A 20,667-nucleotide genomic window follows, 5' to 3' on the forward strand; every position below is an offset into this window, starting at 1 on the left:
AGTCCCGCATGTCGTTTTCGGATAACCTCAAGAAGCTGCCCGGCATCTCGCATCTGGCGGCGATCAACCTGCTCGACGCCGAAGGCAATCTTGTCGTCGCCATCGAGAACAAGGCCGGCAGCCAGGGCTCGTTGGCGGTCTATAACCATCTGGCCCAGACCTACGGCGCGATCACGCCAGAGGCGGCGAAGAAGGGGCTCGAACTTTATGCCGAGCACACCGACGATGCGCGCGCGCATCCGGGCAAGCACCCGAATATCGATCGCCTGATCGAACTCGTCGAGCAGAAAAAGAGCCTGCGCATCAAGCACGTCTTCGCGGTCTAAGAGCCTATTTCGGTAGGGATCGTGGGCCGCGCCGGCGGCCCCTTCGGGTTGCCGATAGGGGCGGTGTCTGCGGCGTTGCTCCGCTTGCGCATGGAGCAACCCTGCGCTGCGTCTCGCGCCTTGCATCCCTCCGCCCCTATCGACAACGCGGCCCGCGAGCCCCGCCGAAATAGGCTCTAACGCCGGGCCTGAACTTTTGGCGCCTGGCGCTGACCAACACGCCAGCATGTGGGTCGGCGCGTCGCCATCGCGCCGGCATTTTTTCCGGCGCCGGCGCCGGTTCCTGTTCCTGAAGAGGTGTGTCATGAAAAAAATGTTCGTCATAGCCTTGCTCGCCGGTTTTGCCGGGAGCGTGCTCGCCCAGCAAAGTCTCAAGCCCGAGGATGCGATCAAGACGCGCAAGGCGGCGTACAGCTTCATGTCCTGGAACATGGGCAAGATCAAGGCCAACGTGGACGGCACCTTCAACAAGGAGCAGGTGGTGGCGGCGGCGAACGCCGTCGCGGCGGTTGCCAATTCGGGCTTGGGCGCGCTGTTCGTGCCGGGGACCGACAAGGATATCGGCGATCAGAAAACCCGCCTCAAGCCGGAATTCTTCCAGCAGCCCGACAAGGTGAAGGAAGTCGGGACGAACTTCAATCGCGAGGCGAACGAACTGGCCAAGGTGGCGGCGACCGGTGACGTGGCCGCGATCAAGGCGCAGTTCGGCAAGACCGGCGCGACCTGCAAGGCCTGTCACGACAACTTCCGCAAGGATTGATCGGCGCAGCGCTGCCGAGCGCATGAAAAAGCCGCCTGCGGGCGGCTTTTTGTTTGGGGTGTCAGAAGCTTGGCGTCGGTGCTGCTGCGGCGACGGGCGGCGGCGCGATCCAGCTGCCCGAACCGGCATAGATGGCGGCACAGGCCAGCAGTAACGCGACGAGCAGCGCCAGAGGGCCGCCGCCGACCGGCGTCTTCGGTGCCGCGGCGGTTTCCTTCCAGCCGGTCAGCATCGGCTTGACGAGATTCTCGCGCTTGACATGGGCATAGAACATGATCGCCGCGAGGTGCAGCGCGATGAGCCCGATCAGGCCGTTGATGAGCAGGCGGTGCAGGCTGCTCAGGGTGTCGCTGAGTTCCTTGGCGACCAGCGGTGCGAGGTGGCCCTGAAAGGCGATGTCGTCGTTGGCGAGCAGTCCGGTCGCGAGCTGCGCACCGATCAGCGCCAGCAGCGCCAGCACCGACAGCGCGCCGAGCGGGTTGTGGCCGAGCCCGTCCCATTCGCCGCGCAGATAGGCGCGCAACCGCGACGGGGTCGGCACGAAGCTGGCGAAGCGTGCATGCGTCGAGCCGAGAAAGCCCCAGGCGAGGCGGAAGACGACCAGCCCGACGAGCGCGAGACCGATGCGGCCGTGCCAGACGATGGCGTTGCCGCCGATCTTGCCGCTGATGATGGCACCGGCGACGAGCGTCGCCAGCGACCAGTGGAATATGCGGGTGGGAAGATCCCAGACGGGGGTGCGATGGGCCATGAGCAATCCTTTGCGGGTGATGCGAATATGCGATGCGTGCTGCATAGACCCCGCGGCGGCGCCCAAGTTCAGGCGTTGCGGTGCGCTCAGTGCAGCAGGATCTTCGACAGGAATTCGCGCGCCCGCTCGCTTTTCGGCTGGCTGAAGAACTGCTCCTTGCTGTCGTCCTCGACGATCTCGCCGGCGTCCATGAAGATGACGCGGTCGGCGACGCGCCGGGCGAAGCCCATTTCGTGTGTGACGACCATCATCGTCATGCCTTCCTGCGCCAGTTCGACCATGACGTCGAGGACCTCGTTGATCATTTCCGGATCGAGCGCCGAGGTCGGCTCGTCGAAGAGCATGGCGATCGGATCCATCGCCAGCGCCCGCGCGATCGCCACGCGCTGCTGCTGGCCGCCCGAGAGCTGGCCGGGATACTTGTCCTTGTGCGCGGAGAGGCCGACGCGATCGAGCAGCTTGAGGCCGCGCTCGACGGCCTCGTCCTTGTTGCGGCCGAGCACTTTCATCTGCGCGATGGCGAGGTTGCGCGTGATCGACAGGTGCGGAAACAGCTCGAAATTCTGGAAGACCATGCCGATGCGCGAACGCAGCTTCGGCAGGTTGGTGCGACTGTCATGGACGCTGTAGCCGTCGACGAGGATCTCGCCCTGCTGGATCGGTTCGAGCGCGTTGACGGTCTTGATCAACGTCGATTTGCCGGAGCCGGACGGGCCGCAGACGACGACGACCTCGCCCTTGTTGACCTTGGTGCTGCATTCCTTGAGGGCTTGGAAGGAACCATACCATTTGCTGATTTTGTGAATTTCGATCATGGGCATTGTGTTTCTCCCGAGGGGGAACTGGCGTTGTTCAATGGGTGGCGACCGCGAGGCGTGTCTGCAGGCGCTTGACCACCTGCGAGAGCGTCAGGCAGACGACGAAATAGACGAGGGCGACGAAGACGTACATCTCGACGAGCCGGCCGTCGCGCTGGGCGATCTTGCTGGCGAGCGTGACGAAGTCGGGCAGGGAAATGATGTAGACCAGCGAGACATCCTGGAAGAGCACGATCGTCTGTGTCAGCAATACCGGTAGCATATTGCGGAAGGCCTGCGGCAGGACGATCTGCGCCATCACCTGCCAGTAGGTGAAGCCGAGCGCATAGCCGGCGTTGGCCTGGCCGCGCGGGATGCTCTGGATACCGGCGCGCATGATCTCGCAATAGAAGCAGGCTTCGAAGAGGATGAAGGTGATCAGCGCCGAGGCGAAGGCGCCGACCCGGATCGGCTGGCTGGCGCCGGTGACCCAGGCGCCGATGTAGGGCATCAGGAAGTAGAACCAGAAGATGACGAGCACCAGCGGCAACGAACGCATCGCATTGACATAGCCGGCGGCGAGTCGCGAGAGCGCCATGTTCGATGATAGGCGCATCATCGCCAGCAGCGTGCCGAAGACGATGCCGCCGAGCATCGACAGCGCGGTGACCTGGAGCGTGAAGACGAGTCCCTGGAAGAGCAGCACCTGCCAGGTGCGGGCGATGACGTCGAAATCGAAATGGGCGAGCATGGCGTAGTTTCCTTTTTCCTTCTCCGCTCAGTGGGCCGCCGCGACGGCATCACGGGCGGCGGTGAAACCGGGCACGGCGACGAAACGTTCGAGTCGGCGCATGAACAGCACGATGGCGAGGTTGAGCGCCAGGTAGAGCAGCGTCGCGGCGGTGAAGGCCTCGAAGACCTGGAAGCTGAATTCCTGCATCGCACGCGCCCTGGCGGTGAGTTCCATAAGCCCGATCGTCAGCGCGACGGCGCTGTTCTTCATGACGTTCATGAATTCCGAGGTGAGCGGCGGCAGGATCAGGCGGAAAGCCATCGGCAGCAGCACGTGGCGGTAGGTCTGTGCCGTCGTCATGCCGAGCGCCGTGGCGGCCATCGTCTGGCCGCGCGGCTGCGCGCGGATGCCGGCCTTGACCTGCTCGGCGACGCGCGCCGAGGTGAAGAAGCCGAGCGCGAAGACGGCGGTCCAGAAGGAAGAATTCGGCAGTTGCTTGACCCAGGTGCCGAGGCCGGTGGGCAGGAGTTCCGGCACGACGAAGAACCAGAGGAACATCTGCACCAGGATCGGCATGTTGCGGAAGAGTTCGACGTAGGCATCGCCGAGGCGGACGACGGTGGGATTGCGCACGGTGCGCAGGGTACCGATCAGGCTGCCGAGCACGAGCGCCATCAGCCAGGCCGACAGGCCGGTGGCGATGGTCCAGCGCAGGCCCTGGAAGAGCGTGGCGAGATAGGTGCCGGTGGCGTCGGGGGAGAGCTCCCAGAAAATGCCCCAGTTCCAGTTGTACTTCAAGGTGGTCTCCCGTGGTCGGTGGGTGGGTCTCTGCCGCCGGAACCGCCGGGCGACGGTTCCGGCGCGGCCGGTCAGTTCGCGTAGAAGGCGGGGTCGGCGGTGTCGGTCGGATGTGCGACGACCTTCTTCATCGCTGCGCTCATCGGGATCGACAGCGTGATGCCGCGCGGCGGGATCGCCTTGACGAACCATTTGTCATAGATCGCGCTGAGCTGGCCGCTCTTGTAGATCTTTGTCATGGCGTCGTCGACGACCTTCTTGAAGGCGGGATCGTCCTTGCGCACCATGATGCCGTAGGGCTCGACCGAGAGCGCGTCGTCGGAGATCGTGTAGCCGCCGGCGTTCTGCGCATTGGCGACGAGGCCGGCAAGCAGGATGTCGTCCATGACGAAGGCGGCGGCGCGCCCGGTCTCGACCATCAGGAAGCCTTCGGCGTGATCCTTGGCCGGCAGGATCGTCAGGCCGAGGTTGCGCGCGGCGTTGAGTTCGGTGATTTGCTTGATGTTGGTGGTGCCCGAGGTCGAGGTCACCGTCTTGCCCTTGAGATCTTCGAGCTTGTGCAGCTTGTCGGCTTTCTTGGCGACAAAGCGGTTGGCCGTGACGAAGTGCGTGATCGTGTAGGAGACCTGCTTCTGGCGTTCGGCGTTGTTGGTCGTCGAGCCGCATTCGAGGTCGATCGTGCCGTTGGCGAGCAGCGGGATGCGGGTCGCCGAGGTGACCGGCTGATAGACCACCTTCAATGACGGCAGCTTGAGTTCGGCCTTGACCGCGTCGACGACCTTCAGGCAGAGGTCCATGGCATAGCCGATCGGCTGCTGCTTGTCATCGAGATATGAGAATGGAATCGAGGAATCGCGGTTGCCGAGCGTGATGCTGCCGCTGGCCTTGATCTTGTCGAGAGTGCCGGGTTCGGCGAGGACCGGCGTCGAGAGGGCGAGTCCGAGGGAAAGCCCGGCGAGGGCGAGAGAGGCGCCTGGTTTCATCGTGTGCTCCTGAGCATGAAGTGATTGAGAGGAATTCGTTTCATGTCAGGGAAACAGCAATAAGCGTTCCAACTATCCGATATTGTTGGAATGTTAAGGTAAATCAACGTGTTGAAAGTGATATAGCAACCGCTGTGCGCGGCGGTCGAAGGACGGGGATGCACCAGCGACGGGCGCGGCGGCGCCCAAGGCGTGGGCGTGCCGCGTCTTTTTTTGGCGACCGAGGGACGAAAAAAAGCGGAGCACGCGGCTCCGCTTTTCGAGGTGTACGCTTGGTTTAGACGACCGCGCCTTCGTCGTTGGCGCCTTCGATCTGCTTTTTCGGCTTGATGAAGTGTTCGCGCGAGACGCCGAGCCACATGACGAGCGGGCTGGCGACAAGCACCGACGAGTAGATGCCGAAGCAGATGCCGATGGTCAGCGCCAGGGCGAAGTAATGCAGCGTCTCGCCGCCGAAGATCAGCATCGACAGCACCATCAGCTGCGTACAACCGTGTGTGATGATCGTCCGCGAGATCGTGCTGGTGATCGCGTGGTCGAGCACTTGCGGCGTCGTCAGGCCGCGGACTTTCTTGAAGGTTTCGCGCACGCGGTCGAAGACGACCACCGACTCGTTGACCGAATAGCCGAGCACGGCCAGCACGGCGGCCAGCACCGAGAGCGAGAATTCCCATTGGAAGAAAGCGAAGAAGCCGAGAATGATGACGATGTCGTGAAGGTTGGCGATGATTGCCGACACCGAGAAGCGCCATTCGAAACGCATCGCCAGATAAAGGACGATGCCGACGATGACGAGCAACAGCGCCATCGAGCCGTTCTCGGCGAGCTCCTTGCCGACCTGCGGACCGACGAATTCGACGCGGCGCAGCGTCGCGCCCGGTGCTGCGGTGTCGAGCGCCGCCATCACCGATTCGCCGATCTTGGCCGAGTTCTGCTCTTCCTTGAGCGGCAGGCGGATCATGACGTCGCGGCTGGAGCCGAAGTTCTGCACGGCGATGTCGGTATAGCCCGACTTGGTCAGTCCTTCGCGAATCTTCTCGAGGTCGGCGGCCTGGCTGTAATTCACCTCGATCAGCGTGCCGCCGGTGAATTCGACCGAGAAGTGGAGGCCGCGGTGGGCGAGGAAGAACACGGCGAGCAGGAAGGTGATCAGCGAAATGACATTGAACACCAGCGCATGCCGCATGAACGGGATGTCTTTGTGGATGCGGAAAAATTCCATGGTTCTGATCCCTTAGTTGACGGAGCTTGTCGGCGTATTGCCCGGCTTCCAGATCTGGCCGATGGCGACCGATTCGAGCTTGCGGCGGCGACCGTAGATGAGGTTGACCAGCGCACGCGAGACGACGACTGCCGAGAACAGCGAGGTGAGAATGCCGAGGCAGTGCACGACGGCGAAGCCGCGCACCGGACCGGAGCCGAAGACGAGCAGCGCGATGCCGGCGATCAGCGTCGTGATGTTCGAGTCGAGAATGGTGCCGAAGGCGCGGTCATAACCGGTATAGATCGCCGCCTGTGGCGACGCGCCGTTGCGCAGTTCCTCGCGGATGCGTTCGTTGATCAGCACGTTCGAGTCGATGGCCATGCCGAGCGCCAGCGCGATGGCAGCGATGCCCGGCAGGGTCAGCGTCGCCTGCAGCAGTGACAGGAGCGCGATCAGGAAGAGCAGGTTGGACGCCAGCGCGAGGACCGAGACGAGGCCGAACATCATGTAGTAGCCGATCATGAACAGCGAGATCGCGGCAAAGCCCCACAGGGTCGAGTGGAAGCCCTTGGCGATGTTCTCGGCGCCGAGGCTCGGGCCGATCGTGCGTTCCTCGATGATTTCCATCGGCGCGGCCAGCGAGCCAGCGCGCAGCAGCAGTGCCGTGTCGTTGGCTTCCATGGTGCTCATGCGGCCCGAAATCTGCACGCGGCCGCCGCCGATTTCGGTGCGGATCACTGGGGCGGTGACGACTTCGCCCTTGCCCTTTTCGATCAGCAGGATGGCCATGCGCTTGCCGACGTTTTCGCGCGTGATTTCCTTGAAAATGCGCGCGCCGGCCGAATCGAGCGTCAGATGGACGGCCGGTTCCTGGCTCTGGTTGTCGAAGCCGGCTTGGGCGTCGGTGAGACGATCGCCGGTGAGGACGACCTGCTTCTTGACGAGCAGGGGTTGGCCGCCGCGTTCGACGTACATTTCCGCACCGAAGGGCGCCTGGCCGGCTATCGCCGCCTCGAGCGCGCCCGGGGTGTCGTCGACCATGCGGATTTCAAGCGTCGCCGTGCGGCCGAGGATGTCCTTGGCCTTGGCCGTGTCCTGCACACCCGGCAGTTGCACGACGATACGGTCGGCGCCCTGCTGGGTGATCACCGGCTCGGCGACGCCGAGTTCGTTGATCCGGTTGTGCAGTGTGCCCATGTTCTGCTTGACCGCGAGTTCCTGGATCTTTTTCAGCGCCGTCGGCTTGAGCGTGGCGAGCAGGCGCAGGTCGGTGCCTTCGCCCTGTTCGGTCAGCAGCAGGTCGGGCTGGTTGTCTTCGAGGATGTTGCGGGCTTTGATGCGCGTGTCGGTGTCGCGGAAGCGGATGACGATGCGCTCGCCTTCGCGGTTGATGCCGCCGTGGCGGATCGTCTTGTCGCGCATCAGGCTGCGCAGGTCGGCCGAGAGGGAGTCAAGCCGCTTGGTGACGGCGCCTTTCATGTCCACCTGCAGCAGGAAGTGCACGCCGCCGCGCAGGTCGAGGCCGAGGTACATCGGCAGCGCGTGCAGGTTGGTCAGCCACTGCGGCGAGCTCGACAGCAGGTTCAGGGCGACGACGTATTGCGGATCGCTGGCGTCGGGGTTGAACTGCTTCTCGAGGATATCGCGCGCCTTGAGCTGGGTGTCGGTGTCCTTGAGGCGAACCTTGACGCCGTTGGTGTCGAGGAAGAGGCCGTTGGTGTCGACGCTGGCGCCCTTGAGCGCCATTTCGACGCGTTCGAGCGTCTTGAGGTCGGTCTTGATCGTGGCCTTGCCGCTGGAAACCTGGACGGCCGGCGATTCGCCGAAGAAATTCGGCAGGGTATAGATGAAACCGGTCAGCAGCGCAAAGGCGACGATGACGTACTTCCAGAGCGGATAGCGATTCATGGGGTCTGTCGAACGAGGATGGGGCGATGCAGCATCGCCGGGAAGGTCGCTGCGGGGCGTCACGCCCCGCAGGACCCAAGCCTGGGCTTCTTAATTCTTGTTGAGCGTGCCCTTGGGCAGAACGACGGCGATCGATGCCTTTTGGAACTGGACTTCGACGTTCTCGGCGATGGCGATCGTGACGAAGTCGTCAGCGACCTTGGTGATACGGCCGGCCATGCCGCCCTGGGTGATGACTTCGTCGCCCTTGGCCAGCGCTTCGACGAGCGCCTTGTGTTCCTTGGCCTTCTTCTGCTGCGGGCGGATCATGAAGAAATACAGGACCGCGAACATCGCGATCATGATGAAGATCTGCTCGAAACCGCCTCCCGTTGCGGAAGCGGCGGCGGTTTGCGCGTGGGCGGAACTGATCAGCACAGTGTTCTCCTGAAATACGAATGGATAGTGAAGGGGGTAAAAAAACGACCGGTTATTGTATCACTCCTGCCCGGCGCGACCGGCATGGAAACGCGCCACCGTCTCGGCCAGCGTGCCGGCGGCGATCGCCTCGCGCAGTTCGCGCATCAGCGTCTGGTAATAGCGCAGGTTGTGGATCGTGTTGAGTTGCGCGCCGAGGATTTCGCCGACGCGGAAAAGGTGGTGCAGGTAGGCGCGGCTGAAGTTGCGGCAGGTGTAGCAGTCGCAGGAGGCGTCGAGCGGGCGCAGGTCGTCCTTGTACTGCGCGTTCTTGATGCGGACGTCGCCGAAGCGCGTGAACAGGTGGCCGTTGCGGGCGTTGCGCGTCGGCATGACGCAGTCGAACATGTCGATGCCGGCCTGGACGCCGTTGACGAGGTCTTCGGGCGTGCCGACGCCCATCAGGTAGCGCGGCTTGTGCGTCGGCAGGCGCGGCGCCGTGTGGGCCAGGATGCGCGCCATCTCTTCCTTCGGTTCGCCGACCGAGAGGCCGCCGATAGCCATGCCGTCGAAACCGATGGTGTCGAGGCCGGCCAGCGATTCGTCGCGCAGGTCCTCGTACATGCCGCCCTGGACGATGCCGAACAGTGCGTTGGCATTGCCGAGGCGCTGGTGTTCGTCATACGAACGTTTTGCCCAGCGCAAGGACATGCGCATTGAGTCGGCGGCCTGGACATGCGTGGCGGGAAAGGGCGTGCATTCGTCGAAGATCATGACGATGTCGGAATTCAGCGTGTGCTGAATCCGCATCGATTCCTCGGGCGTCAGGAAAAGCTTGCGGCCGTCGATCGGCGAGGAGAACTTGACGCCTTCCTCGGTGATCTTGCGCAGCGCGCCGAGCGAGAAGACCTGGAAGCCGCCCGAGTCGGTCAGGATTGGCTTGTCCCAGCCCATCAGCCGGTGCAGGCCGCCGTGCTTGCCGATAACGTCGAGGCCGGGGCGCAGCCAGAGATGAAAGGTGTTGCCGAGGCAGATCTGCGCGCCGATCTCGTCGAGGTCGCGCGGCGTCATCGCCTTGACCGTGCCGTAAGTGCCGACCGGCATGAAGACCGGCGTTTCGACGCAGCCGTGGGCGAGCGTCAGGCGACCGCGGCGGGCGCCGCCGTCGGTGGTGATGAGTTCGAATTTCATGGCTGTCGTTCCAGAAGCATGGCGTCGCCGTAGCTGAAAAAGCGGTAGTGCTCGTCGACGGCATGACGATAGGCGGCACGGATCGGTGCCATGCCGGCGAAGGCCGAGACGAGCATCAGCAGCGTCGATTTCGGCAGGTGAAAATTGGTGATCAGTCGGTCGATGACGCGGAAGCGGTAGCCCGGCGTGATGAAGATGTCGGTTTCCGCCGTGCCGGCGCGCAGCTCGCCGCCTTGTGCCGCGGCTTCAAGGGTGCGCAGCGTTGTCGTGCCGACGGCGATGACGCGGCCGCCGCGGGCGCGGGTGCGTGCGATCGCGTCGACGGTCGCCTGCGGCAGTTCGTAGGTTTCCGAGTGCATACGGTGCGCTGCGACGTCATGGACGCGCACCGGCTGGAAGGTGCCGGCACCGACGTGCAGCGTCAGCCAGGCGAGTTCGGCGCCGGCCTCTTGCAGGCGGGCGAGCATCGCTTCGTCGAAGTGCAGGCCGGCGGTGGGGGCGGCGACCGCGCCGACATGGCGGGCATAGACGGTCTGGTAGCGCGTCTCGTCCTCGGCTGCGGCAGCGTGCGTGATATAGGGCGGCAGCGGCAGGCGGCCGTGACGCTCGGTCAACGCGTAGAGGTCGCCGTCGCCATCGAGTTCGAGCGCGAAGAACTCGCCCTGTTCGCCGGTACGACCGGTGACGGTCAGGGTGAAGGCGTCTTCGAGCAGGATGCGCGAGCCCGGCTTTGGCGACTTGCTGGCGCGGATCTGCGCGATCGCATGACGCGCATCGACGACGCGTTCGATCATCACTTCGATCTGTCCGCCGCTTTCCTTGCGTCCGAACAGTCGTGCCTTGATGACCTTGGTGTTGTTGAAGACGAGCAGATCGCCCGGTGCGACCAGGGTTGGCAGCTCGGCAAAGAGGCGATCGTCGAGGCGCTCGCCGGCGACGTGAAGCAGTCGGCTCGATGTGCGTTCGAGCGCTGGGTGCTGCGCAATCAGTGCCGGCGGCAGTGGAAAATCGAAGTCGTCGAGGGTCAGCATGTCTGGATCATGAATAAGTGACTTGTCGGTTATGTCTGAATCGAGGATAATTCGCGCTCTTCCAGTTCGCCTCGTGCGAACTTCCTGCCCCGATGGCGGAATCGGTAGACGCAGCGGACTCAAAATCCGCCGCCGCAAGGCGTGCCAGTTCGACTCTGGCTCGGGGCACCATCCTCGATGGTTCTGAGGCAGCGCAGGAAGGCGCGCATTATACGCCTCTTTCCCCCTTCAATTAGCCGGTTTTCGATCGCTGCGAGCGCGGCATCGTTGCATCTGTTCATGGTGGCGATTCGCGCAGCATCCCCTTGAGCCAGCGGCAGAATCGTTCGCCCTGCTGCAAATGGCGGCTGGCCGGGTTGACGTAGGCCGTGTAGGCCGCGCCGGAAGCGATCGCCGTGTCGTCGGCGCGTCGCAGGATGCCGTTGTGCAGCGCGTCGCGGACGAGCATTTCGGGTATGACGAGAAAGCCGACGCCGCCGATCGCCGCTTCGACGGCGAGAAAATAGTGGTCGTAGCTCGCGACGGTGCGCAGCATGTCGGCGGCAATGTCGCGCGCCATCGCCCAGGCGGCGATCGCATCGGGGCGCAACCGGCACAGGATCATCGGCCACTGCTGCTGTGGGTCTGTGCCGCGGGCGGCAATGCAGGCTGGCGAGCCGACACAGACGAGTCGTTCGCGCACGAGTTCCCAGCTGGGCGCGTCCGGCAGCGCCATGTGACGCGTAATCAGCACGTCGAATTCGTCCTGTGCCAGAGGCGTCGCCAACGAGGTGACGAGGTCGATCTGGATGCCGTGGCGCTTGGAGAATTCGCCGAGGACGGGAACGACGACTTTCATCGCGAAACTCGGCATCGAGGTGCGGACGATCAGGCGGTCGTGCGCGAGACGTTTTTGCACCAGTTGCTGCGCCGTCAGTTCAAGCGTCGAAATCGCTTCCTTCAGGGCGTCGTGGAGTTGCCGGCCTTCCGAGGTGAAGGTCACGGACGCGCCACTGCGCTGGAACAGTCTTGCGCCGGCCAGCCTCTCCAGTCGGGCAACCTGGCGGCTGACGGCGCTCTGCGTGATGCCCAGTGCCGTCGCTGCCCGGGTGAAGTTGCCATAGCGACCGATGGTGACGAAGACGCGAAAGGCGGTGAGCGGAACGTCAATGGGGTTAGGCATGACTAAAACTCATGATTGATCGTCGCAAATGTGATGCGTTCATGTTGGATAAGCTCAATGAGGCTCGTGAGTTGAGCGCAATGGCGGTATTCTCTGCGGATGCAAAAATATCATGTCTGCGTTGCCCTGTCCGGGCTCTTGCGATGCCCCGTTGAAGCGCGGTGCGCGGGGTGGCGCCCGTGAGCGCTTATCTGATGCTCGGTTGCGTCGTCCTGATGACGCATTTTCTCGAAGGCATTACCGGCTTCGGTTGTACGGTGCTGGCGCTGCCCTTCGCCATCCTGCTGGTCGGCACCAAGCAGGCCGTACCGGTGTTGTTGGTGCTGGCGCTGTTTCTGGCCGCCTATATCGTCTGGATCGATCGCCAACGCATCGTCTGGCGCGAATTCGGTCGCATTGTGATCTGGGTCGGACTCGGCTTGCCGGTCGGGTTGTTCGCTTTCGGCGCGTTCGATGAGGGTGTGCTGCGTTCGATTCTTGGCGCTTTCATGGTGCTCGTGGCCGTACGCGGCCTGCTCTCCAAGTGGCTGGCGCTGGACGAAAAGCGCGTGCCGGCCTGGATTCTGCGCCTGATGCTGATCGCCGGCGGGTTCTTTCACGGCGCGTTTTCTTCGGGCGGGCCGCTGGTCGTGATCTATGCCCGTCACGCGCTGCCGCACAAGAGCCATTTCCGCGCGACCATCAGTCTGCTCTGGCTGAGCCTGAATTCGGTCATGCTCGTGCAGGGGGTCGTTTCCGGCCGGATGACCGCCGAGATCTGGGAGATCATCGGCGTCTGCGTGCCCTTTCTTGTCGTCGGGGCGCTGGCGGGCAACTGGGCGCACCGGCATATTCAGGATCGCTATTTTTCGCAGATCGTGTATGGCGTATTGTTCGCCTCAGGTCTGTTCATGTTTCGGTAGGGAGAGTCCGTCATGCAAGAACAAGGGAAGCGTTCCGCGCAGTTTTCGCCCTCGCCGCTCGATCCGGCCGACTGGCAAACGTTTCGGGCCGATGCGCACCGCTTGCTCGATGCCTGTATCGACCAGTTGAGTTCGGCCCGGCAACACCCGTGGCAACCTGTCGGCGAGGCCGACAAGGCGGCGTTGGCGCTGGGCGAAGCACTTGAGGGCGAGGAGAGCGGGGCGCTCGTCGATGAACTGGTGCGCAAGGTTCTGCCGTTCCACACCGGCAACACGCACCCGCGTTTTTTCGGCTGGGTGCACGGCACCGGCCTGGCCGCCGGCCTGCTTGCCGAGATGGTGGCGGCGACGATGAACAGCAATTGCGGCGGGCGCGATCATGGCGCCGTCTATGTTGAGCGCGAGGTGATCGATTGGTGCCGCCGTTGTTTCGGTTTTCCCGAGTCGGCGAGTGGCGTCCTCGTCGGCGGGACCTCGCAGGCGACGGTGATCGCGCTGGCCGCCGCACGCACGCGCGCGCTCGGGGCCGCGTCCCGGCGCGACGGTATACAGGGCGCCCAGCGACTGGCTGCGTATGCCTTGCAGGGCGTGCATAACGCGACCGTGAAATCCCTGGAACTGCTCGGTGTCGGGGCGGCGGCGCTACGGACCATTCCGGCCGGCGTCGATGGCGGCATGTCTCTCGAGCGCCTCGCCGAAGCGGTGGCGAAGGATCGCGCCGACGGCATGCTGCCGTTCTGCATCGTTGCGACGGCCGGGTCGGTCGATCTCGGTGTCTTTGACGACATCGACGCGATTGCCGATTTCTGTGCTCGCGAAGGCATCTGGCTGCATGTCGATGGCGCGTTCGGCGCCTGGTCGCGGTTGGCCGATTCGCCTTGGCGTGATCTGTCGCGCGGGATCGAGCGGGCCGATTCGCTGGCCTTCGATTTTCACAAGTGGATGTATGTGCAGTATGACTGCGGTGTCGTCCTGATCCGCGACGAAGCGGCGCATCGCCAGGCCTTCGCCGCGCGTCCGGCCTATCTCGCCAAACAGGATCAGGGGCTTGGCGGCGGCGAACCCTGGTACTGCGACTACGGTGTCGATCTGTCGCGCGGGTTCCGTGCGCTCAAGGTCTGGGCGGCCTTGCGGAACTATGGCAGCAAGGCGCTGGGCGCGTCGATCACAGACAATTGCCGTCTGGCCGAGCGTATGGGCGTGCTGGTCGGCGCGACGCCGGGTTTGCGCCTGGCCGCGCCGGTGCGCCTGAATGTCTGCTGTTTCAGCGCCGCGCCGTCGGATTGGGAGGGTGCGGCTCAGGATCGCCTGAACGAACGGATCACGCATGTCTTGCAATTGGCCGGCGACGTGGTATTTTCCACCACCCGCGTGGAGGGACGGACGGTGATCCGGGCTGCGATCACCAACCACCGGACCTGTGCCGCGGATATCGACGAGGCAATCTCGGCCGTGATGCGCGTGCGCTGCGGCGAGATCGCAAACGCTGGCACACAATGATCAGAAAATAGGGACAGGAAAGGGAAACGCATGCAATTTGAGTCGCGACTGGTGGCTGCCGATGACGACGAGATCGTCGAACTCGGTGAGTCGGCGCAACCTTTGGCGCAATGGAGCGGTGTCGTGCTGCCGGGCTTCGATACCGTTCGCCTGGCGACGCTGCACGCCCTCCTGACCGGTGAGCCGCTGCATGGGGTCCTGGATGCGTACGAGCCGGCCTACGTGTCGTCGGACGATGTGGCGGTGGTTCGTGTCGCCGACGAGTTGTGCGCGTCGCTGGTCGATCTGGACGACGATGCGGTTGTTGTCGCGGCGACCGAGCTGGCGGCGACCGAGGAATTCGAGAGCGCCGGCTGGAGCGAAGAGGTCGTTACCGACCTGCTCGCCGATCTTGCTGGTCTGGCGCAATTGGCCGATGCGCAGGATCAGGCGCTCTTTCTCATCATCCGGCCGCTGGAAATGACGGAAGAATAAGCGCCCCGCCATCGGAGGGGCGGGGCGGCGCGTTCAGCGGCGCCGTACGGTGTGCACCAGATAGTTGACGCTGGTGTCCCGGTTCAGGCGGTAGACGCGCGTCAGCGGGTTGTAGCCCATGCCGATGAGTTCGTCCGGTTCGAGGCCGGCGGCTTTGGCCCAGCGGCACAGTTCGGCCGGACGGATGAATTTCGCGTAATCGTGCGTGCCTTTCGGCAGCATGTTCAGGATGTATTCGGCGCCGATCACGGCCAGCAGGTAGGCCTTGGGATTGCGGTTGAGCGTCGAGAAAAACACATGGCCGCCCGGTTTGACGAGTTGCGCGCAGGCGGCGACGATGCTGGCCGGGTCGGGGACGTGCTCGAGCATTTCCATGCAGGTGACGACGTCGTAGCGCTCGGGCGCTTCGGCGGCATGCGCCTCGGCCGATTCCTTGCGGTAGTCGACGCGGCGCCCGCTTTCCAGCAGGTGCAGTTTGGCGACGGCCAGCGCCTTGTCGGAGAGGTCGATGCCGGTGACGTCGGCACCGCGCGCGGCCATGCTTTCCGAGAGGATGCCGCCGCCGCAGCCAATGTCGAGCACGGTTTTTCCTGCCAGGCCGGCGATCTGTTCGATCCACTCGAGGCGCAACGGGTTGATTTCGTGCAGCGGGCGGAATTCGCTGGTCGGGTCCCACCAGCGGTGCGCGAGTTCGCTGAATTTCTGGAGTTCGAGAGGGTCGGCGTTTTGCATGGCGATGGCGTCCGCAAAAAGAGTGGAGCAACAAAAAAGCCCTGCCGAGGCAGGGCTTTTCGTCCGTTCGGCCTTATTACTTCTTGGTGCCGATCAGTTCGATGTCAACACGACGGTCCGGTTGCAGACAGGCGATGACCTTGGCGCTCTTCGGGCCCTTGCACTGGTTCGGCTTCGTGACCGGCTGCTTGCTGCCCTTGCCTTCGGTGTAAACACGGTTGGCCGGGATGCCCTTGGCAACCAGGTAGTCCTTGACCGCGGCGGCGCGCTTCTCGGACAGCTTCTGGTTGTAAGCGGCGCTACCGATACGGTCGGCGTGACCGACGGCGATGACCACTTCGAGGTTCAGTTGGCCAGCCTTGGCGACGACGTCGTCAAGCTTGGTCTTGCCTTCGGGGCGCAGCGTGGCCTTGTTGAAGTCGAACAGGGCGTCAGCGGCGATCGTGACCTTCTCACCGAAAGCGGCAGCCTTCTGGGCAACTGCCGGAGCAGCCGGGGCAGCCTTCGGAGCGGGCTCGCACACTTCCTTGGCGATCAGATCCTTGTCGCAGCCGCAGCCGTTCTTGTCTTGGGCAGCAGCAGCCGGGGTCCAGTAGCCGGTGCGGACGCACAGGCCGGCGCCGCTCTTGACGACGTCGCCACGGCTGTCGAGAACGTAGACGCTACCAGCGGTTTGCGCTTGGGCGAAAGAAGCACAGAGACCAAGGGTAATGGCCAGGGCGGCCATCAAACTGTGTTTTGCCGTATTTTTCATCTGAAAATCCTCATTGGTTAAAGCCTGTGGAGCGAACTCCAGCAGGCCTGATACGCCTCAGTTAACTAATACAAAAACTTGTCAAGCATCGCGCGGACGAATTTGATTCTGCCATAAGGAAGCTAGGCTGATCAACTCAATTTCATTATCCGCAGTCAGTTTCCGGTGCTTGATACGTTGTATTCCTGCAACCCAGACGTCCGAAACCTGCTCTCGACTCGCGACGTAGACGACGTGGGATGCCGGGTCGTAGCACGGGGACAGGCGAAGATCCTGCAGGTCGATGGCGCACAGGTCAGCCGCCTTGCCGGGGCGCAGGGAGCCGATCTCTTCGTCCAGGCCGAGTGCCCGGGCGCCGCCGAGTGTCGCCATGTGCAGCGCCTGATGGGCGCCGACGGCGTCCGCCTGTCCGCTTTCGGCCTTGGCGAGCAGTGCGGCCAGTCGCATTTCGGCGAAAAGATCGAGCCGGTTGTTGCTGGCGGCGCCGTCGGTGCCGAGGCCGACGTTGGCGCCTTGCGCGAGCAAGGCCGTGATCGGGGCGATGCCGCTCGCCAGCTTGAGGTTGGAACTGGGACAATGCGCGATCGAGCAGCCGTGGCGGGCCAGGTGAGCGATTTCGCCGGGTTCGAGATGGACGGCATGGGTGGCGATCAGCGCCGGTCCCAAGAGGCCGAGCCGGTGCAGTCGTTCCAGCGGGCGGACGCCGAATTGCCGTTCGCTGTCGCGGAGTTCTTGCGTCGTTTCATGCAGGTGGAGGTGGATCGGCAGTTCACATTGCTCCGCCAGCGTCAGGACTTTGCCGAAGGCACGGTCGCTGACCGTATACGGAGCGTGCGGCGCCAGGCAGAAGTTGATCCCGGGTTGGTCGCGCAGGGTGTCACGGATGGCCATGCCTTTGTCGAGGTAGTCGTCGACGTCGGTGGCGTAGGCCGTCGGGGCGTCGATGACGATGAGGCCGATGGCCGCGCGCATGCCCGCCTCGACTGCCGCTTCGGCCGCTGCCTTGGGGAAGAAGTACATGTCGTTGAAGCAGGTGATGCCACCCAGCAGCATCTCGGCGCACGCGATTCGCGTGCCGTCGCGCACGAACTGGGGTGAGACATGGCGCGCCTCGGCGGGCCAGATGTGATGCTGCAGCCATTCCATCAGCGGTTGGTCATCGGCCATGCCGCGCAGGAGCGTCATCGCTGCGTGGGTGTGAAGGTTGACGAGACCGGGAATCAGGACATGGTGCGGACGCCGTTCGATGGTTTGCGGCGAAAAGCGGCGGTGTGCTTCCGATTGTTGCAGAATTGCAACAATCCGGCCTGCGTCGATGGCGATTGCATGGTTTTCCAAGGCGATTCCCGCCGGCTCGATCGGGATGATCCAGCGTGCTTCGATCAGAAGGTCGATTTTTGTGACTTGCGGCGTTGTGTCCATGTGCAGGGTATGGTTTCTTGGCGAAATAATCGGAGCGGCGCCTAGCTTACTTGGGATTTCGCCTGATTTCGAGCCTGCTGGCATGTTGGTGGTCGCCGATTCGTGCGGGGTTTGCGGGTCGGGAAGCGGTCGCTCGTGTTAAAATGACCCGTTTATCAGGGCGGCGCTACGACCGTCCGCCCCCGTGTTTGCTGGAATCTACGGACAATAAAAATGGATCAGGCCGCTGAGCAATTCGCCAAAGAAACCCTTCCCATCAGTCTCGAAGACGAGATGCGCCGTTCGTATCTCGACTACGCGATGAGCGTGATCGTCGGCCGGGCGCTGCCGGACGCGCGCGACGGCCTGAAGCCGGTGCATCGACGCGTGCTCTACGCGATGCACGAGCTTAGCAACGACTGGAACAAGGCTTACAAGAAATCGGCGCGTATCGTCGGCGACGTGATCGGTAAATATCACCCGCACGGCGATACAGCGGTGTACGACACGATCGTGCGGATGGCGCAGGACTTTTCGCTGCGTTACATGCTGGTCGATGGACAGGGCAACTTCGGGTCGGTCGATGGCGATAGCGCTGCGGCGATGCGATACACGGAAGTGCGCATGGCGCGCATCGGTCACGAGTTACTTGCCGATATCGACAAGGAGACTGTGGACTTCGGGCCGAACTACGACGGTTCCGAGCAGGAACCGCTGATTCTGCCGACGCGGATTCCGAACCTGCTGATCAACGGTTCGTCGGGCATTGCCGTCGGCATGGCGACGAACATTCCGCCGCACAACTTCAACGAGGTCGCCGACGCGTGCCTTGCGCTGCTGAACAATCCCGAACTCAGCATCGACGAACTCATCGACCTGGTGCCGGCACCGGATTTCCCGACCGGCGGCATTATTTACGGGGTGTCGGGCGTGCGCGAGGGCTATCACACCGGTCGCGGCCGGGTGATCATGCGCGCCAAGTCGCATTTCGAGGACATCAAGGGCAGCGCCGACCGTCAGGCGATCATCATCGACGAGTTGCCCTACCAGGTGAACAAGCGTTCGCTGCTGGAGAAGATCGGCGAACTCGTCAATGATAAGCGCATCGAAGGCATTGCCGACCTGCGCGACGAGTCCGACAAGTCCGGCATGCGCGTGGTCATCGAGTTGAAGCGCAGCGAAGTGCCCGAGGTCGTGCTCAACAATCTCTACAAGATGACCCAGTTGCAGGACACCTTCGGCATGAACATGGTGGCGCTGGTCGATGGTCAGCCGCGCCTCCTGAATCTCAAGCAGCTGATCGAGTGTTTCCTGTCGCACCGTCGCGAGGTCATCACGCGGCGTACGGTTTACGAGTTGCGCAAGGCGCGTGAGCGGGCCCACATTCAGGAAGGCCTGGCTGTGGCGCTCGATAATGTCGATGAGATCATTGCCCTGATCAAGGCCTCGCCGACGCCGGCCGATGCCCGGCGTGGGCTGATGTCGAAGCTGTGGAACTCGGCGACGGTCGCCGAAATGCTTTCGCGCGCGGCGCTCGATGCAACGCGTCCGGAAGGTCTCGGGCTGGAATACGGACTTTCGCGCAGCGGCTACCTCTTGTCGGAGACGCAGGCCCAGGCGATCCTCGATCTGCGTCTGCAGCGGCTGACCGGTCTCGAGCGCGACAAGATCGTCGCCGATTTCTCCGAGTTGCTCGAAAAAATCGCCGACCTGATGGATATCCTGGCGCGTCCCGAGCGCATCAACGAAATCATCACCGAAGAACTCGCCGGCGTTCGCGCCCAGTTCGGCGACAAGCGCCGCTCGGAAATCGTCGTCGATACGCAGGATCTCGGCATCGAGGACTTCATCACGCCGCAGGACATGGTGGTGACGCTGTCGCACACCGGTTACGTCAAGTCGCAGCCGCTCGCCGACTACCGCGCGCAGCGGCGCGGCGGGCGCGGCAAGCAGGCGGCGGCGATGAAGGAAGACGATTTCGTCGATCAACTGTTTGTCGCCAATACGCACGATACGATTCTCTGCTTCTCCAATCGCGGGCGGGTTTATTGGCTCAAGGTCTATGAAGTGCCGCAAGGCGCGCGTACCGGCCGCGGCAAGCCGATCATCAACATGTTCCCGCTCGAGGCGGGCGAGAAGATCAATGCCATCCTGTCGATCAAGGAGTTCGCCGAGGATCGCTTCATCTTCATGTGTACAGCGCAGGGGACGGTCAAGAAGACGCCGCTGTCGGACTTCTCGAATCCGCGCAAGGCCGGCATCATCGCCGTGGCGCTCGATGAAGGCGATTTCCTGATCGGTGCCGAGATCACCAACGGTACGCAGGACATCGTGCTCGTCTCGGATGCCGGCAAGGCAGTCTGGTTCGACGAGGAAGACGTGCGGCCGATGGGACGTACGGCACGCGGTGTGCGCGGCATGCGGCTCGGCGAAGGGCAGCAGGTGCTGTCGCTGCTGGTCGCCGACAACCATCAGGAGACGGTGCTGGTGGCGACCGAGAATGGCTTCGGCAAGCGCACGGTGCTCGCCGACTTCCGTCATTCGGGGCGCGGCAACCAGGGGGTGATCGCGATCGCTGCGAGCGAACGCAACGGCAAGGTCGTCGCTGCGCGTCTCGTCAAGGACGAGGACGAGATCATGCTGATCACCACCGGTGGCGTGCTGATCCGTACCCGCGTTCAGGAAATTCGCGAGCTCGGACGGGCGACGCAGGGTGTGACGCTGATCGCGCTCGATGACGGCGAAAAGCTGGCCGGGCTGGAAAAGATTGTCGAGACCGAGGACGATTCCGAGGCGCGCTCGGGCGATGCGCCTGCCGATGACGGGGCGGATGTCGACGCGCAATAAGGGGATCTGGATACGAT

Annotated in this window: 20 protein-coding genes and 1 tRNA gene; 7 read left to right on the forward strand and 14 right to left on the reverse strand. The window is 63.4% G+C overall.

Annotation, left to right across the window (positions count from 1 at the left end; translation table 11 throughout):
* Positions 1-8: 8 nt before the first annotated feature.
* Together BLR25_RS07800 and BLR25_RS07805 are read left to right on the forward strand one after the other, a co-directional pair.
* Positions 9-326 (forward strand): DUF2322 family protein, encoded by a 318-nt coding sequence (locus BLR25_RS07800; RefSeq protein WP_091936264.1) that lies wholly within the window; start codon positions 9-11, stop codon positions 324-326.
* 304 nt (positions 327-630) lie between these two features.
* Positions 631-1,086, forward strand: coding sequence for a c-type cytochrome (locus BLR25_RS07805; protein WP_091936563.1), 456 nt, complete (start codon positions 631-633; stop codon positions 1,084-1,086).
* A gap of 61 nt (positions 1,087-1,147) precedes the next feature.
* Here the strand turns inward: BLR25_RS07805 and BLR25_RS07810 are convergent, their stop codons facing one another.
* From BLR25_RS07810 to queA, 10 genes are all read right to left on the reverse strand, one after another.
* Positions 1,148-1,837 carry a cytochrome b/b6 domain-containing protein gene (locus BLR25_RS07810; RefSeq protein WP_091936566.1) on the reverse strand — a complete coding sequence of 230 codons (690 nt, stop codon included), beginning with the start codon at positions 1,835-1,837 and terminating at the stop codon, positions 1,148-1,150.
* A gap of 86 nt (positions 1,838-1,923) precedes the next feature.
* The gene (locus BLR25_RS07815; RefSeq protein ID WP_091936568.1) at positions 1,924-2,652 is read right to left on the reverse strand and encodes an amino acid ABC transporter ATP-binding protein; all 729 of its coding nucleotides are present in this window, start codon (positions 2,650-2,652) and stop codon (positions 1,924-1,926) included.
* Between the two features lie 37 nt (positions 2,653-2,689).
* Positions 2,690-3,385, reverse strand: coding sequence for an amino acid ABC transporter permease (locus BLR25_RS07820; RefSeq protein ID WP_091936266.1), 696 nt, complete (start codon positions 3,383-3,385; stop codon positions 2,690-2,692).
* A 27-nt stretch (positions 3,386-3,412) separates the two neighbouring features.
* Positions 3,413-4,165 carry an amino acid ABC transporter permease gene (locus BLR25_RS07825; RefSeq protein WP_091936269.1) on the reverse strand — a complete coding sequence of 251 codons (753 nt, stop codon included), beginning with the start codon at positions 4,163-4,165 and terminating at the stop codon, positions 3,413-3,415.
* A gap of 71 nt (positions 4,166-4,236) precedes the next feature.
* Positions 4,237-5,148 carry an amino acid ABC transporter substrate-binding protein gene (locus tag BLR25_RS07830; RefSeq protein WP_091936271.1) on the reverse strand — a complete coding sequence of 304 codons (912 nt, stop codon included), beginning with the start codon at positions 5,146-5,148 and terminating at the stop codon, positions 4,237-4,239.
* 277 nt (positions 5,149-5,425) lie between these two features.
* Positions 5,426-6,370 (reverse strand): protein translocase subunit SecF, encoded by a 945-nt coding sequence (gene secF, locus BLR25_RS07835; protein ID WP_091936273.1) that lies wholly within the window; start codon positions 6,368-6,370, stop codon positions 5,426-5,428.
* Positions 6,371-6,382: 12 nt separating this feature from the next.
* Complete coding sequence (secD, locus tag BLR25_RS07840) at positions 6,383-8,260, reverse strand: protein translocase subunit SecD (RefSeq protein WP_091936275.1); 1,878 nt, start codon at positions 8,258-8,260, stop codon at positions 6,383-6,385.
* Between the two features lie 90 nt (positions 8,261-8,350).
* Positions 8,351-8,677, reverse strand: a complete 327-nt coding sequence (yajC, locus tag BLR25_RS07845; RefSeq protein ID WP_091936277.1) for a preprotein translocase subunit YajC — start codon at positions 8,675-8,677, stop codon at positions 8,351-8,353.
* A gap of 60 nt (positions 8,678-8,737) precedes the next feature.
* Positions 8,738-9,847 (reverse strand): tRNA guanosine(34) transglycosylase Tgt, encoded by a 1,110-nt coding sequence (gene tgt, locus BLR25_RS07850; RefSeq protein WP_091936279.1) that lies wholly within the window; start codon positions 9,845-9,847, stop codon positions 8,738-8,740.
* Positions 9,844-10,878: a tRNA preQ1(34) S-adenosylmethionine ribosyltransferase-isomerase QueA gene (gene queA / locus BLR25_RS07855; protein WP_091936281.1), complete on the reverse strand. Its 1,035-nt coding sequence runs from the start codon at positions 10,876-10,878 to the stop codon at positions 9,844-9,846. Before queA ends, tgt begins: the two co-directional genes overlap by 4 nt.
* 86 nt (positions 10,879-10,964) lie before the next feature.
* On the opposite strand from queA, the gene BLR25_RS07860 reads away from it, so the two are divergent.
* Positions 10,965-11,049 (forward strand) — tRNA-Leu (locus BLR25_RS07860).
* A 106-nt stretch (positions 11,050-11,155) separates the two neighbouring features.
* Here BLR25_RS07860 and BLR25_RS07865 read toward each other — a convergent pair.
* Positions 11,156-12,040, reverse strand: a complete 885-nt coding sequence (locus tag BLR25_RS07865) for a LysR family transcriptional regulator (RefSeq protein ID WP_091936283.1) — start codon at positions 12,038-12,040, stop codon at positions 11,156-11,158.
* Between the two features lie 179 nt (positions 12,041-12,219).
* Between BLR25_RS07865 and BLR25_RS07870 the strand changes: the two genes are divergently transcribed.
* Genes BLR25_RS07870 through BLR25_RS07880 form a run of 3 tightly spaced genes read left to right on the forward strand, consistent with a single transcriptional unit; the run spans position 12,220 to position 14,916 of the window.
* The gene (locus tag BLR25_RS07870; RefSeq protein ID WP_143009803.1) at positions 12,220-12,942 is read left to right on the forward strand and encodes a sulfite exporter TauE/SafE family protein; all 723 of its coding nucleotides are present in this window, start codon (positions 12,220-12,222) and stop codon (positions 12,940-12,942) included.
* A gap of 12 nt (positions 12,943-12,954) precedes the next feature.
* Positions 12,955-14,442: a pyridoxal phosphate-dependent decarboxylase family protein gene (locus BLR25_RS07875; protein WP_091936287.1), complete on the forward strand. Its 1,488-nt coding sequence runs from the start codon at positions 12,955-12,957 to the stop codon at positions 14,440-14,442.
* A gap of 30 nt (positions 14,443-14,472) precedes the next feature.
* A complete protein-coding gene (locus tag BLR25_RS07880) occupies positions 14,473-14,916 on the forward strand; it encodes a hypothetical protein (protein WP_091936289.1) in 444 nt (147 codons plus the stop codon).
* A gap of 33 nt (positions 14,917-14,949) precedes the next feature.
* On the opposite strand, the gene ubiG is transcribed toward BLR25_RS07880, so the two are convergent.
* From ubiG to BLR25_RS07895, 3 genes are all read right to left on the reverse strand, one after another.
* On the reverse strand, positions 14,950-15,648 hold the full coding sequence (gene ubiG / locus BLR25_RS07885; protein WP_176785799.1) for a bifunctional 2-polyprenyl-6-hydroxyphenol methylase/3-demethylubiquinol 3-O-methyltransferase UbiG: 699 nt from the start codon (positions 15,646-15,648) through the stop codon (positions 14,950-14,952).
* A gap of 76 nt (positions 15,649-15,724) precedes the next feature.
* Positions 15,725-16,402, reverse strand: coding sequence for an OmpA family protein (locus tag BLR25_RS07890; RefSeq protein WP_091936293.1), 678 nt, complete (start codon positions 16,400-16,402; stop codon positions 15,725-15,727).
* Between the two features lie 81 nt (positions 16,403-16,483).
* Positions 16,484-17,824: a TRZ/ATZ family hydrolase gene (locus BLR25_RS07895; protein ID WP_091936295.1), complete on the reverse strand. Its 1,341-nt coding sequence runs from the start codon at positions 17,822-17,824 to the stop codon at positions 16,484-16,486.
* A 213-nt stretch (positions 17,825-18,037) separates the two neighbouring features.
* On the opposite strand from BLR25_RS07895, the gene gyrA reads away from it, so the two are divergent.
* Positions 18,038-20,650 carry a DNA gyrase subunit A gene (gene gyrA, locus BLR25_RS07900; RefSeq protein WP_091936297.1) on the forward strand — a complete coding sequence of 871 codons (2,613 nt, stop codon included), beginning with the start codon at positions 18,038-18,040 and terminating at the stop codon, positions 20,648-20,650.
* Positions 20,651-20,667: the final 17 nt, after the last annotated feature.

Origin of the sequence: Propionivibrio dicarboxylicus (assembly GCF_900099695.1) — a bacterium.
In the GTDB taxonomy this organism is placed as follows: Bacteria; Pseudomonadota; Gammaproteobacteria; order Burkholderiales; family Rhodocyclaceae; genus Propionivibrio; species Propionivibrio dicarboxylicus.

Excerpts from the sequence above, each read along its gene's own strand:
- BLR25_RS07890 (WP_091936293.1), bottom strand. The coding sequence starts at position 16,402 with ATGAAAAATACGGCAAAACACAGTTTGATGGCCGCCCTGGCCATTACC.
- BLR25_RS07875 (WP_091936287.1), top strand. The coding sequence starts at position 12,955 with ATGCAAGAACAAGGGAAGCGTTCCGCGCAGTTTTCGCCCTCGCCGCTC.
- gyrA (WP_091936297.1), top strand. The coding sequence starts at position 18,038 with ATGGATCAGGCCGCTGAGCAATTCGCCAAAGAAACCCTTCCCATCAGT.
- BLR25_RS07805 (WP_091936563.1), top strand. The coding sequence starts at position 631 with ATGAAAAAAATGTTCGTCATAGCCTTGCTCGCCGGTTTTGCCGGGAGC.
- BLR25_RS07810 (WP_091936566.1), bottom strand. The coding sequence starts at position 1,837 with ATGGCCCATCGCACCCCCGTCTGGGATCTTCCCACCCGCATATTCCAC.
- BLR25_RS07865 (WP_091936283.1), bottom strand. The coding sequence starts at position 12,040 with ATGCCTAACCCCATTGACGTTCCGCTCACCGCCTTTCGCGTCTTCGTC.
- BLR25_RS07895 (WP_091936295.1), bottom strand. The coding sequence starts at position 17,824 with ATGGACACAACGCCGCAAGTCACAAAAATCGACCTTCTGATCGAAGCA.
- queA (WP_091936281.1), bottom strand. The coding sequence starts at position 10,878 with ATGCTGACCCTCGACGACTTCGATTTTCCACTGCCGCCGGCACTGATT.
- BLR25_RS07830 (WP_091936271.1), bottom strand. The coding sequence starts at position 5,148 with ATGAAACCAGGCGCCTCTCTCGCCCTCGCCGGGCTTTCCCTCGGACTC.
- BLR25_RS07820 (WP_091936266.1), bottom strand. The coding sequence starts at position 3,385 with ATGCTCGCCCATTTCGATTTCGACGTCATCGCCCGCACCTGGCAGGTG.
- BLR25_RS07815 (WP_091936568.1), bottom strand. The coding sequence starts at position 2,652 with ATGATCGAAATTCACAAAATCAGCAAATGGTATGGTTCCTTCCAAGCC.
- tgt (WP_091936279.1), bottom strand. The coding sequence starts at position 9,847 with ATGAAATTCGAACTCATCACCACCGACGGCGGCGCCCGCCGCGGTCGC.
- BLR25_RS07880 (WP_091936289.1), top strand. The coding sequence starts at position 14,473 with ATGCAATTTGAGTCGCGACTGGTGGCTGCCGATGACGACGAGATCGTC.
- BLR25_RS07800 (WP_091936264.1), top strand. The coding sequence starts at position 9 with ATGTCGTTTTCGGATAACCTCAAGAAGCTGCCCGGCATCTCGCATCTG.
- ubiG (WP_176785799.1), bottom strand. The coding sequence starts at position 15,648 with ATGCAAAACGCCGACCCTCTCGAACTCCAGAAATTCAGCGAACTCGCG.
- secD (WP_091936275.1), bottom strand. The coding sequence starts at position 8,260 with ATGAATCGCTATCCGCTCTGGAAGTACGTCATCGTCGCCTTTGCGCTG.
- secF (WP_091936273.1), bottom strand. The coding sequence starts at position 6,370 with ATGGAATTTTTCCGCATCCACAAAGACATCCCGTTCATGCGGCATGCG.